The organism is Desulfosalsimonas sp., assembly GCF_046483245.1.
Classification (GTDB): domain Bacteria; phylum Desulfobacterota; class Desulfobacteria; order Desulfobacterales; family Desulfosalsimonadaceae; genus Desulfosalsimonas.
The window spans coordinates 1-12,876 of record NZ_JAWODO010000032.1; the positions used below are offsets into that span (position 1 = coordinate 1).

General features: G+C 57.1%; 13 protein-coding genes. 9 read left to right on the forward strand and 4 right to left on the reverse strand.

Going from position 1 to position 12,876, the window contains the following annotated elements; translation table 11 throughout:
* Window positions 1-132: 132 nt before the first annotated feature.
* From glnA to R6U41_RS03220, 9 genes are all read left to right on the forward strand, one after another.
* A complete protein-coding gene (gene glnA, locus R6U41_RS03180; RefSeq protein ID WP_410268384.1) occupies window positions 133-1,548 on the forward strand; it encodes a type I glutamate--ammonia ligase in 1,416 nt (471 codons plus the stop codon).
* Window positions 1,549-2,196: 648 nt separating this feature from the next.
* Window positions 2,197-3,549 (forward strand): ammonium transporter, encoded by a 1,353-nt coding sequence (locus R6U41_RS03185; protein ID WP_410268385.1) that lies wholly within the window; start codon window positions 2,197-2,199, stop codon window positions 3,547-3,549.
* Between the two features lie 183 nt (window positions 3,550-3,732).
* On the forward strand, window positions 3,733-4,272 hold the full coding sequence (locus R6U41_RS03190; RefSeq protein ID WP_410268386.1) for an SHOCT domain-containing protein: 540 nt from the start codon (window positions 3,733-3,735) through the stop codon (window positions 4,270-4,272).
* Between the two features lie 43 nt (window positions 4,273-4,315).
* Window positions 4,316-5,098, forward strand: coding sequence for an NAD(+) synthase (gene nadE, locus R6U41_RS03195; protein ID WP_410268387.1), 783 nt, complete (start codon window positions 4,316-4,318; stop codon window positions 5,096-5,098).
* Between the two features lie 69 nt (window positions 5,099-5,167).
* The gene (locus tag R6U41_RS03200) at window positions 5,168-5,665 is read left to right on the forward strand and encodes a murein L,D-transpeptidase family protein (RefSeq protein ID WP_410268388.1); all 498 of its coding nucleotides are present in this window, start codon (window positions 5,168-5,170) and stop codon (window positions 5,663-5,665) included.
* Window positions 5,666-5,746: 81 nt separating this feature from the next.
* The gene (locus R6U41_RS03205; protein WP_410268389.1) at window positions 5,747-6,541 is read left to right on the forward strand and encodes an ADP-ribosylglycohydrolase family protein; all 795 of its coding nucleotides are present in this window, start codon (window positions 5,747-5,749) and stop codon (window positions 6,539-6,541) included.
* A 6-nt stretch (window positions 6,542-6,547) separates the two neighbouring features.
* On the forward strand, window positions 6,548-6,766 hold the full coding sequence (locus R6U41_RS03210; RefSeq protein WP_410268390.1) for a hypothetical protein: 219 nt from the start codon (window positions 6,548-6,550) through the stop codon (window positions 6,764-6,766).
* Window positions 6,747-7,667: a cation diffusion facilitator family transporter gene (locus R6U41_RS03215; protein WP_410268391.1), complete on the forward strand. Its 921-nt coding sequence runs from the start codon at window positions 6,747-6,749 to the stop codon at window positions 7,665-7,667. The genes R6U41_RS03210 and R6U41_RS03215 overlap by 20 nt, the downstream gene beginning before the upstream one ends.
* 1 nt (window position 7,668) lies before the next feature.
* Window positions 7,669-8,370 carry a 2-phosphosulfolactate phosphatase gene (locus R6U41_RS03220; protein ID WP_410268392.1) on the forward strand — a complete coding sequence of 234 codons (702 nt, stop codon included), beginning with the start codon at window positions 7,669-7,671 and terminating at the stop codon, window positions 8,368-8,370.
* Between the two features lies 1 nt (window position 8,371).
* Here R6U41_RS03220 and R6U41_RS03225 read toward each other — a convergent pair whose 3' ends face one another.
* The 4 genes from R6U41_RS03225 to R6U41_RS03240 form a co-directional block, all read right to left on the reverse strand.
* Window positions 8,372-8,980, reverse strand: a complete 609-nt coding sequence (locus tag R6U41_RS03225; protein WP_410268393.1) for an NTP transferase domain-containing protein — start codon at window positions 8,978-8,980, stop codon at window positions 8,372-8,374.
* Complete coding sequence (locus R6U41_RS03230; RefSeq protein WP_410268394.1) at window positions 8,892-9,746, reverse strand: XdhC family protein; 855 nt, start codon at window positions 9,744-9,746, stop codon at window positions 8,892-8,894. Before R6U41_RS03230 ends, R6U41_RS03225 begins: the two co-directional genes overlap by 89 nt.
* Window positions 9,747-9,764: 18 nt before the next feature.
* Window positions 9,765-10,748, reverse strand: coding sequence for an FAD binding domain-containing protein (locus tag R6U41_RS03235; protein ID WP_410268395.1), 984 nt, complete (start codon window positions 10,746-10,748; stop codon window positions 9,765-9,767).
* A gap of 3 nt (window positions 10,749-10,751) precedes the next feature.
* A partial coding sequence (locus R6U41_RS03240) for a xanthine dehydrogenase family protein molybdopterin-binding subunit (protein WP_410268396.1) occupies window positions 10,752-12,876 on the reverse strand: 2,125 nt, incomplete at its 5' end.

Here is a 12,876-nt window from a genome sequence, read left to right on the forward strand (position 1 = left end):
TGATCCCCCTGGAAGGGGTGCTCCGGGTGCGTACCGGCGAGGCGGACAACGAGGCCATATAAAAAAACAGGATTTACATTTGTTGGCGTTTAAAGCAGTTTATTCATCAAAAATTCGAGGAGGAAACAGAAAATGAAGCAGGCAAAAGACGTACTGGAAATGATTCAGCAGGAAAATATCCGGGTGGTGGACATCCGGTTCATGGATTTTCCCGGCATCTGGCAGCACTTTACCGTACCGGTCAGCGAAATGAGCGAGGACTCCTTTGAGGACGGCTACGGGTTTGACGGATCCAGCCTGCGGGGTTGGCAGCCCATCAACGCAAGTGACATGCTCGTTGTGCCCGATGCCTCCACAGCCAGGATCGATCCCTTCTACGAGGAAAAAACCCTTGTATTGATCGGCAACATCGTGGACCCGGTCACCCGGGAGGCCTACTCCCGGGACCCGCGGCACGTGGCCCAGAAGGCCGAAAACTACCTCAAGCAAAGCGGCATCGGCGATACGGCCTTTATCGGCCCGGAAGCCGAGTTTTTTATCTTTGACGACGTGCGCTTTGATTCCCAGAGAAATAAGGCCTTTTACATGGTGGATTCAGAAGAGGGCGTGTGGAATACCGGGCGGGAGGAAAATCCCAACCTGGCCTACAAGCCGCGTCACAAGGAAGGCTATTTTCCGGTGCCGCCCATGGACAAGGGTCAGGATATCCGAACCGACATGATGCTGGCCCTGGAGGATCTGGGCATTGACGTGGAATGCCAGCATCACGAGGTGGCCACCGCCGGCCAGGCCGAAATCGACATGCGGTTTAAGCCGCTAATGGAAATGGGCGATCAGCTCGTATGGTTCAAGTACGTGCTCAAAAACGTGGCCCATCAGTACAACAAGACGGTCACGTTCATGCCCAAGCCCCTGTTTGAAGACAACGGCACGGGCATGCACACCCATGTGAGTATCTGGAGAGACGGCAATCCCCTGTTTGCCGGCGACAAGTACGCCGGGCTCTCCCAGGAGGCGCTTTACGCCGTGGGCGGGATCTTGCGGCATTGCAAGGCCCTGTGCGCGTTTACCAATCCCACCACAAATTCTTACAAGCGTCTTGTTCCGGGTTTTGAGGCGCCGGTGAACCTGGCCTATTCGAGCCGAAACCGCAGTGCCGCGGTTCGGATTCCCATGTACTCGGCATCGCCAAAGGCCAAGCGTATCGAGTTCAGAACCCCGGATCCGTCCTGCAATGGGTACCTGGCCTTTTCCGCGATTCTTATGGCGGTCATCGATGGCATTGAAAACAAGATTGATCCGGGCGATCCCATGGATAAAAACATCTATGACCTGCCCCCGGAGGAGCTGGCCCAGATCGATTCCGCCCCGGGCTGCCTTGAAGAGGCCCTGCAGGGTCTTGCAGATGATCACGAGTTTCTGCTCAAGGGCGATGTGTTTACCAGGGATGTGATCGAGCGCTGGATTGAGTACAAAATGGAAAAAGAGGTCAATGCCATCAAGCTGCGGCCCCATCCCCACGAGTTTTTTCTGTATTACGACATTTAGTCCCCCCTCCTGGCTGTGTAAATCACAGGCAGATAAAAAGGGCGGTCCCTGTTGTCAGGGGCCGCCCTTTTTTTACGGCGCCATCTGAAATCAGACTTCGAAGTAACATCAAAAAAGTTGCTGATAGTGCTTGGTTCTGTAATTTTCGCATGATGCCGACCCGGTGGCGGTTTGCTCCCTGCTGACCGCTTGCGCGCTCAATGCGACTCGCAAACCACCCCCGGGCCGGCATCATGGCCGACTGTGTGCAAAGTTTCACACCAAGGGCATCCAGAGCAACACATCTAAGTAACGTCAGAAAAAGTTACTGTTATAGCCCGGTCCCGGGCTTGCGGCCGCAGGATTTCCTTTCTGCAACAACAGCTGACGCGGTAAAAAGCTTTTTACGGTGCCATCTTTTTTGTGCCTAAGAATTTACAATTTTGTTATTTTTCTCTTTTTTCATTGCAAAAATGTAATTTATTTTTTGAACTTCCACGATTGAATTTTTTTTATATTCTATAAAATCAATTAGTTATTTTTAATAGCAGGTTTAATGATAAATGGCACGCCAATTGCTGTTGTAGAACCAAGGCCTTTCAGGTCAGCGCATCCTGTTTCTGAAAGCTGAACTTTAAAACCTGTAACTGAACCCGGGAGGTATCAGGAATGAAAACATTGCTATGGACAACGATGATATGGGCCGCAGTTTTGCTGCCGGCGTTTGCCGGCGACGGTCCTTCAATTGAATCAAATCATGCGGCCGTCGGCCAGGTCCAGATCCATGCGGATTATACATGGACCCTGGTTGCCGCCATCCTGGTTTTTTTCATGCAGGCGGGCTTTGCCATGGTGGAAGCCGGGTTTACCCGGGCCAAAAATTCCATCAACATATTGATGAAAAATCTCATGGATTTTTCCATGGGTTCGCTGGTGTTCTGGGCCGTGGGCTTCGGCCTGATGTTCGGGGTCTCCAACACGGGCTGGTTTGGCACGTCCGGGTTTTTCTTAAGCGGTTATGAGCCCGGCGGCGATCCCTGGGTGCTGATGTTCTGGATCTTCCAGGCCGTGTTTGCCGCCACCGCGGCCACCATCGTGTCCGGAGCCATGGCTGAGCGGACCCGGTTTATCGGCTATATCCTGTATACCATTTTTATCACCGGCCTGATCTATCCGGTGTTTGGCAGCTGGGCCTGGGGCGGGCTGCTCGATGGCGGGGGATGGCTGGAAAATCTGGGTTTCATCGATTTTGCCGGCTCCACTGTCGTGCATTCCGTGGGCGGGTGGGCCGCGCTTGCCGGGGCTGTCGTGCTGGGCCCCAGGATGGGCAAGTACGCAAAAGACGGCTCCATCCGGCCGATTTTGGGCCACAACATCCCCCTGGCCGGCCTGGGGGTCTTTATCCTCTGGATGGGCTGGTTCGGGTTTAACGCCGGCTCCACAACCGCGGCCAACACGGATGTGGCGCTGATCGCGGTCAACACAGCCCTGGCCGCCTCCGCAGGCGCCGTGTTTGCCATGCTCACTTCCTGGATCAAGTTTTCAAAACCCGAGGTGAGCATGAGTTTAAACGGCGCCCTGGCGGGCTTGGTGGGGATTACGGCCGGGTGCGCCAATGTCTCGCCCACGGCATCGATTGTCATCGGGGCCGTGGCCGGGGTGATCGTGGTCATGTCTGTTTTGTTTTTTGAAAAGATCCGGGTGGACGACCCGGTGGGCGCGGTGTCGGTGCACGGTGTCAACGGTGCCTGGGGAACGCTGGCCGCGGGCATTTTTAACACCGGAGGAACCTCTGCGGCCATTATCGGCGTGCAGGTGCTGGGCATTGCCGCCGCCTTTGTCTGGACCTTCGGAGCCGCCTTTATCTTGTTTAAGCTGGTGGATATGGTGGTGGGCCTGCGGGTTTCCGCGGAAGAAGAGCGAGAGGGGCTCGATTTTACCGAGCATGCGGGTACCGCATACCCGGATTTCGAGCTGGTCTCCTATAGCGGGGGTTCTATCTCTTCATATAAACCCCAGTAGGCTCGCAATCAGCAAGAACCTTGAAACACGAATCGCACAAGGCAGTTTTGGACAAAATTTTGTCCGGCTGCCTTGTGCGGCTTCGTGGTTTTTGTTTTGGTTTGTTTTTGAGATTTATGGTAAAAATATAATAACACCAACAGGGATTGTTTTTGTTTTTATAATCAAAACTGAGACAGCACAATGCTCGGCCGTCGGCCCAACAGTGACCAAAAGTTTATCCTCTCTCACCTGGGCGTTTTTTATGCCCTGGTGGCCACCATTTTTGTCATTCCATTGTTTGCGGCCGTGGTGGTGGTTCTCATCAAGGGGGTCTTTGATCTTCGCCATGTGATTTTGATCGGCGGGGCGGTTCTGGTGCTGGGCTTCTGCATCTGGATGGTGATATGGGGGATCAGGTTTTTCAGAAAGCTGAGACAATCCGGCGATGCCACGGCAAGGGATTTTTACGAACAGAAAGCCGCTGGTGAGGCGGTGGAACTGTCTTTTTTCGGCGGCCTTTTCAAGGTGTCGTATAAGGGGGACCCGGAGCAGGGCCCCGGTGATGCCAATCTTATTGCCGCAGATCATGACAATGCCGCCATCCCCTTGTTAAACAGTCCCGAACAGCCGGATCTCGTATCCCGGCTTCAGGCATTGACAGAGCTCAAAGATGCCGGCCATATTGATGAGCAGGAATACCGGAAGATCAAGCAAAGACTCATTGACGGCACGGAAAATTGAATTTCACCCGCGACAGGCGGGTAAAGATTGCATATCAGAGGTGATGATGCAGGCACGCAAAGTCATTGATCATATTGTTGGCTGGCTGCGGGAGTATGCCGCAGGTGCCGGTGTCAAAGGTTTTGTGGTGGGCATTTCCGGAGGTATTGATTCTGCGGTGACATCCACCCTGTGCGCTGAGACCGGGCTTTCTGTGATGGTGCTCAACATGCCCATCCGGCAGGCCGAGGATCAGAAAATCCTTGCAACAAAGCATGCCGCCTGGCTTGAAAAACACTATGAGAATGTTTCCGGACACACCGCGGATCTCACCGCCGTGCTCGAAGCGTTTGAAAACTGCCTGCCGCCGGAAATCCAGGACCATCTGACCATGGCCAACACACGGGCCCGGATCCGAATGACAGCGCTTTACGCCTTTGCCACCCACGGCCGGATGCTAGTGGCCGGCACCGGCAACAAAGTGGAGGATTTCGGGGTTGGTTTTTTCACCAAGTACGGTGATGGCGGCGTGGACATATCCCCCATCGGCGATCTTTACAAGTCCGAGGTTTACCAGCTTGCCCGGCAGCTCGGGGTGATGGAAGAAATCATGGATGCCCCGCCCACAGACGGGCTCTGGCCTGACAGCCGCAGCGACGAGGACCAGATGGGGGCCACCTATGACGAGCTGGAATGGGCCATGGAATTTGACGCACAGCACAGCCGGCAGCAGGACCTCACAGACCGCCAGAAACAGGTCCTGTCCATTTACCGGGCGTTAAACCGGAAAAACCGCCACAAAATGGAGCCCATACCCGTAGCCGTGATCCCGGAGGAATTCAGATAACCGGCCGGGGCGGGAATAAGCATGTTTTGGGGCGCAATTGATCCATATCGCCATATTACGGAATCCTTAATGAGAATTATTGCAGGCGCCATCGCCCTGGTTGTTCTTTTTTTTGCCATGCCCGCGGCCGGCTTCGGGCTGGAAAAAGCCGACATGGTGGTGGTGGTCAAGTCCGAATCAAAGCTGTATCTTAAGTGCGACGGCCAAATCATCAGCCAGTATCATGTGGTTTTCGGCCCTGACCCCCAAGGCCACAAGCAGCAAGAAGGCGACGGAAAGACCCCGGAGGGCAGATATGTCCTGGATTACAAAAACGCAAACAGTGATTTTTACAAATCCATTCACATATCCTACCCCAGCCGGGCCGACCGGAAGCGGGCCGCCCGATCCGGTGTGGACCCGGGCGGGGAAATCATGATCCACGGCCAGAAAAACGGCGCGGGGTGGCTGGCTTCCATATCAAAGTATTTCAACTGGACACAGGGTTGCATCGCTGTTTCCAACAGGGCCATGGATGAGATCTGGCAGGCTGTTGACGCGGGCACATCCATTGAAATAAAGCCATAGTTTTTGTTTTTTGCGGCGTTCGGGCTGCATTTGACATGCACCCCCCTGCCTGGTACGTTTGACAAACAGGAGGAAACAGATATGCTGGGTGCCATTGCCGGGGATATCATCGGTTCGGTGTATGAAGGCCGGGGAATGAAAACCCGGGATTTTGCGCTTTTTTCCCATGGCTGCACTTTTACCGACGATACCGTGCTCACCGTGGCTGTGGCGGATGCGATTTTAACCGGCGCGGATTACATTGACAAGTTCCACGAATATTTCCACAAATATCCCCATGCCGGATTTGGGGGATCCTTTATGCAGTGGGCCGCACAGCGCTTGCGCAGGCCCTATTACAGCTTTGGAAACGGATCGGCCATGCGGGTCAGCCCGGTGGGGTTTGCATTTGATGATCTGGAAACCGTGCTGGCAGAGGCTGAAAAAAGCGCGGCCGTGACCCACAATCATCCAGAGGGCATCAAGGGCGCGCAGGCAGCAGCGGTTGGTGTGTTTCTGGCCAGAACCGGGGCGGGCAAAGACCAGATCCGGGATTTTGTCACCCAACGGTTTTCCTATGACCTGGAGCCCCCCTTGGCTGAGATCCGCAGGACCTACCGGTTTGACGTCTCCTGTCAGGGTTCGGTGCCCCAGTCCATTATTGCCTTTCTCGAAGCCCGAACCTGGGAGGATGCCGTGCGAAACGCCGTGTCTTTGGGCGGGGATGCAGACACCATGGCCGCCATTGCCGGCGCCGTGGCCGAGGCCTTTTTCGGCATGCCCGAAGATGTGGCATGCAAAGCCATTTCATACCTTGACCCCACCTTAAAAGAGGTGACAGGCGAATTTGCGCGGCGCTTCGGGCTGTCTTATCATGGAATTTTCACCAGCGGGTGACCTTATATGACATGGCCAAAAAACAGCAGCGGGGAGAGCCGGGTGGAAAAACTGATCCGGTTTTTCAAAAACATGCCTGCAAAAACCCCGGATGCATCCGAGGCGGACTATACCGGCTGGCACCAGAGCGAGGAGGAATATCAAAGGCAACAGCAGCAGTGGTTAAACCAGGTGCAGGAGCGCAAAAAACATAAACGGCCGGGACATGACAAAAAACGCAAATGAGGTCCCCGAGGCATTGGTCCGCCGGGTTACCTGGTGGGGGCTTGGCGTCAATATCCTGCTTGCGGCCTTCAAGGTGATCGCCGGGTGGCTGGGTCACAGCCAGGCCCTGGTGGCAGACGGGATCCACAGCGTCACGGATACGGTTACAGACGTGGCCGTGATCCTGGGTTCCTATTTCTGGTCCCGGCCGGCCGATTTTGCCCACCCTTACGGCCACAAACGCCTGGAGACAACGGTTTCCATCTTTATCGGGGCAATGCTGTTTATGGCCGGTGCAGGCATCGGCTGGGACGCGGTCACATCCGTGCACAAGGTCCATGCCCACAACGTCCGCATGATTGCCCTGGCAGCTGCGGCTGTATCTATTGTGATCAAGGAAATGTTATACCAGTGGACCCGGCGGGTCGGCAGGCGTGTCAATAGCGTGGCCCTGGCGGCAAACGCCTGGCATCACCGGCTGGATGCATTCAGCTCCGTGCCGGTGCTTGCTGCCGTGGCTGTTTCCTTTGTTCGCCCGCAGTGGCACCTGGTTGATCACGTGGCCGCATTTTTCGTGGCCATTTTGATTTGCTATGCCGCCATCGGCATCATTGCTTCCGGGTTTAAGGAACTGGTGGACCAGGGCGCACCTTTTGAGGTGTGCGAACAGATCCGGCAGATTGTAAAGACCCATCCGGCGGTTCGCCAGGTCCACAATATCCGTACCCGGTATTCCGGCAGTCAGTTGTGCGTGGATCTGCACGTGGTGGTCGACAGTGAAATGAGTGTTTACGAGGGCCACCGCGTGGCCGAACAGGTCAAAGGCCTGCTTTTGCACCAGGGCCCTGAAGTGCTGGATGTGGAAGTGCATATCGAGCCCGTGGAGGCGGCCCTGTCAGATATGGAATGCAGGCGGATCTGAAATGAACTTTCATATTGTTCATTATGCCCGGGGCGCTGAAAAAGCCCGGGGCCTTGCGGTTGTCATTGACGTTTTCAGGGCCTTTTCGGTTGCCTGCTATGCATTTGACCAGGGAGCGGAAAAAATTGTGGCCGCAGAAAGCCTGGATGCAGCCCGGGCGATGAAGCAGAAACACCCCCATTATCTGCTCATGGGAGAGCGCCACGCCAAAAAGCCCCTGGATTTTGACCTGGGCAACTCCCCGTCTGAGATCGTGGGAAAAGACCTTTTTGGCAAAACCCTTGTGCATTCCACCCATGCGGGTACAAAGGCGCTTCTGGCCGCGCGCGGTGCACAAACCGTGATTACGGCAAGCTTTGTCAATGCTGCCGCTGTTGCTCGCTATATTGCCCGGACTTGTCCGGATGCGGTTTATCTGGTCTGTGCCGGGTTTGAGGGGAGAAGCGAGGCCCTGGAGGATGTGCTGTGCGCCCGGTATATCCGGGGCCTTGTCTGCGGGGACAATCCCGATGTTGGCCCCATGGCCGAAGAGCTCAAAACCGCTGCCTCGGCCCTGCGCTTTTTTGACCCCGAAGATCCCCACTCGCCTGAGGCGGATTTTTACATGTGCATGGATGCCAATCGGTTCAACTGCATTATCACCAAAACAGAAGCGGATAAGGCCACCTGCGTACTAAAGCCCGTGTTTGGCAGCTCAGTTTAGGTCATGCCTGCTGCGCCGTCTGTCCGGAGGCCAGATCAATCATTTGCTGATAGTCTTCAGGTGTGTCCATGTCCCGGACAATTGCCGGGTCATTTACGGCAATTCGGCAAACCCGGTCGGCATTGGCCCGAACCACGGCATTCAATGGAGTCCCGGGGGTAGCAGCCCTGCACAGGTCCGCGGGAAAGACAGTGGGGTGCCCGCCCCGGCGGTTGTAAACCGGCAGGAGGATGGATTCCGGGTTTTTTTGGTGAAGTGCGGCAAGACCGGCATAGGTGCTTTGGGCCACCAGGGGATGATCGCACAGGGCCACCATGACCCCGGTTATGTCATCGGGCAGCAGCGCCAGTCCGCAGGCGACCGAATCGGCCATCTGGCTGCCGGGCTCCGGGTTGACCGCAATATCTGCGGCAATGTCTTTTATCACAGGCCGGATCCGGTCCTGGTTTGCGCCGAGCACCACAATGACATGGTCCGGGCCGGCATTGCAGATCCGGCTGAGACACAATCGTATGGCGGGCTCACCCAGCACAGGGAGAAGCTGCTTGATCCGGCCCATCCGGCCCGAAGCTCCCGCGGCCAGCAGTATGATTCCGGTTTTTGCAGCCATTTTGTCTCCTTTGCGAAATGAGTTGTCCCACAATACTGAATCCGATCTCCCTTGGGGTTTTCGCGCCGATATCAAGCCCCACGGGCGTGTGAATCCGGCTCAGGTCCGCATCGGAAAACCCTGCGGCCCGCAGGTTGTCAAAAAACGCCGCCTTCTTGCTCCTGCTGCCCAGCAGGCCGATGTAGCGCACCGGGGTTTTCAGCGCATTTTCCACCACTGTGTAATCGTGGGCATGGCCCCGGGTGCAGACAACCACAAAAGTCTCCGCATCCACCCGGATTTGGGAAAACAGGTCTTCAAAGGCGCAGGCCCGAACCTGGTGGACATCCGGCAGATTTTCCGGGCTTAAAATATCCTGCCGGTCATCGGCTGCGGTTACGGAAAATCCGGCATACGTTCCCAGCCGACAGACGGCCTGTCCCACATGGCCGGCACCGCATACGATCAGGCGCGGTGCCGGAAGCACCGGCTCCATATACAAACTCACCTGCCCGCCGCATACATGGCCGGATGACCCGGTCAGATCCATATGGATCAGTTCCGGGCCGCCGCCCCGGCGAATCAGGTCCCGGGCCTTTTCAGCCGCCTTCTGCTCCATTGCACCGCCGCCAACAGTGCCCACGGTGTGTCCGTCTTCGGCTACCAGCATTTTTGACCCCGGGCCGGCGGGAACCGATCCCCGGCAGTCCACGACAATGACCAGGGCACAGGCCGTGGCCTGCTGCTTGTACTGATAAAGGGCCTCTAATACCGCTGTGTCTGTCAAGATTCTTCCCGCTTTGGTTTATGCCGCCATGGCTGCGGCATGCAGTTGTTCTTCAACAACCCCTTTGAAAAGATTTAACTTGTAGGCGTTTTCGCTCAGGGGGTCTGCCTCCCGGACCACGGCTTCGGCTGCTTCTGCAATGGTTGCATCATCGAGGCGCCGCCCGTTTATGGCCTGCTCCACGGCCCGGCTGCGCCATGGCACCGGTGCGGCCCCGGAGAGAAACACCCGGGCGTTTTTTACCCGATCGCCGTCTTTTTCAAAGGCCAGGGCCAGGCCGGCAAGGGCAAAGTCCCAGGATCGCCTGGCCCTGACCTTGCGGTATGCGCTGTAGAGGTTTTCGCCGGGCGGCGGCAGTTCGATACGGGTGACGAGTTCGCCGGGTTTGAGCACGGTTTCAGCCTGCACGTCCTGTTTGGGCAGCACGTGGAGCTTTTCCACTTCAATGCTTCTGGTGCCTTCCGGGCCGGATGTCCTGACTTTAGCCCCCAGCGCGGCCAGTGGCGGGGCGGTATCCGAGGGATGGGTGATGGCACAGATATTGTCGTGGCCGAATATTGCATGAAACTGGTTTTCTCCGTCAAAGGCATAACACATATTACCGCCCTTGCGCAGGCAGGCAAACTCGCCCCGGTAATACCAGCACCTGGGCTTCTGGCAGAGATTCCCGCCAAGGGTGCCCTGGTTTCTGAGCTGAGGGCTGGCCACTTCAGCGGCGCCCCGGGCCAGGCCCGGGTATTTCTCCCTGACCAGGGGGCTTTCGGCCACCCGGGTGATGGTGGCCAGCGCGCCGATGGACAGCCCGCCGCCTTTGGTCTGCCTGATTTCGTAAAGGTCGGCAAGGGCGCTGATGCTGACTACCTTGTCAACATCCATGATCCCTTCGCGCAGACATCCGAGCAGGTCTGTGCCCCCGGCATGCACGGCTGCACCCTTTGCGTTTAAATGCCGGATTGTATCCTTGACAGTTTCCGGACGGACGTATGAAAAATGCGGCAGCACGGTTTATACCTCCTTTTGTAAATCAAGATGTCTGCGCACTTCAAGCGGCGTGACCGGAGCCCGGGTGAACCGGATGCCGGTGGCCATATAAAGGGCGTTTGCAATGGCCGGGGCCGTGGGTATGGTCACGGGTTCCCCCAGGCCCTTGGCGCCGGTGTTGTTGGCTTCCGGATCATCGATTTCAATGGGCAGGCTCTCCATGTCTGCGGGCACGTCCAGGGCAGTGGGCAGCTTGTAGTCGTGCCAGTTGCGGTTGCAAAGCTTTCCGGTCTGCCGGCCATCGAGCTGCCGGAATTCGGTTAAGCCAAAACCGATTCCCATGACAATGCCGCCAAACACCTGGTTGTCGTATGTGAGCCGGTTCATGACCCGGCCGCTGTCATGGGCCGCCACAAAGCGCAAAATCCGGATCTCCCCTGTTTTCATGTTGACTTCCAGCTCGCAGAACTGGGCGCCGAACGGGTTGACGGTTTTTCCTGCCGGGTTGGGCCCGCGGTAGCCGACCCCCACCACAACGCCGCGTTTTTTCAGGCGGTTGACCTCGGTGACCTGTATCCGTTTGTCTTTGTTGCTTCTGGAAACGATTTCCGCGCCTGTGTAGTCCAGGTCTTCTGCCGGGACCCCGAGGTCCTCTGAGGCCATTTCAAGCACCCGGCGTTTGACCTCCACGGCTGCGTTGCGCACGGTCGGCGCCTCTGTGGGTACGGTCTTGCTGCCGCCGCTGGGCGTGGCATACTGGGTGGTGCCGGTATCTGCATGCTCGATCTGGATCATTTCGGGCCTTACCCCGAGTTCCTCGGCAGCCACCTGGGCCATGATCGTCTTGGTGCCGGTGCCGATATCGCTTGCCCCCATGTTGAGGTTTATGGATCCGTCCCGGAACAGCCGGATCACAACAGTTGAGGGCTGTCCTCCGCCGCCGGCGATCCACAGGCATGCCGCCATGCCGGCCCCGCGCTTTACATGGCGGTTTGATCGGTTGTGCTGCCGGGCCTTTTCCACCGCGGTTTTCCAGCCGAATTTTTCCGCCCCTTCCAGGATGCACCTGCGAAGCCCGGTGGTGGTATAGGGCATGCCGCCCCGGGCCTGGCTGACTTCGGGGATGTTTTTCAGCCGCAGATCCACCGGATCCATGCCGGTTTTTCCCGCAAGCTCGTCAATCATCTGCTCCAGGGCCCAGCTGCCCTGGGGATGGCCGGGGGCCCGAAACGGCCTGGCCGGGCCGGCGTTGATATAAACATCGTTTGAGCGGCAGGAAACATTGTCGCATTGATAAAGATCCCGGACCAGCCAGTCCATCAGGGATGTCCCGCCGGCCGGGTATGCCCCGCTCGGGCCTGTGCACCGGAAATCAAGGGCGGTCAGGGTTCCGTCGCTTCTCACCCCTGCCTTCAGGTGCATGGTGCTGGCCGGGCGGTTGCCCACGCTCAGATAGGTTTCCTCCCGGGTGAGTGTCATTTTGACCGGACGGGCGGCCTGACGGGCCATCAGGGCGGCCAGCACCGTGTATTTGCCGGGCTGCAGCTTGCTGCCAAATCCCCCGCCCATGTAATGGCCGATCACCCGTACCCTGGAAAAGGGCAGATCGAGCACTTCCGAGATGGTGGACTGCACAGCGTAGACGCCCTGGCTGGATTCCCATATGGTAAGGCGGTCTCCTTCCCAGTTGGCCACGCATCCATGGAGTTCCATGGGGGTGTGAAGTTCGCACTGGGTATGGTAAGTCCTTTCCAGTACCGCATGTGACCGGTCAAATCCTTTTTCCACATCACCGCGTGAATATTGGTCCTTGCCCACAAGATTGCCTGTTTTGTGCACTTTTGGCGCGTTTTCGTCCATGGCCCGGTCATGATCGGCCAGATGCGGCAAAACCTCGTATTCCACATTGATTGCCGCCAGTGCATCCCGGGCTTGGTAGGGGGTGTCTGCGGCCACTGCGGCCACGGCCTCGCCCTCAAACCGGCAGTGCGGATCCAAAAGCGGGGCCGTAAAATTATTATAGCGCCATTTCAGATTTTTGGCCTCGTTTGAATCCCCGGTAATCAAGGCCCTGACTCCGGGCATTTGACGGGCCCGGCCGGCATCGAATTTTTTGACCCGGGCATTGGGGTGCGGGCACCGAAGTATG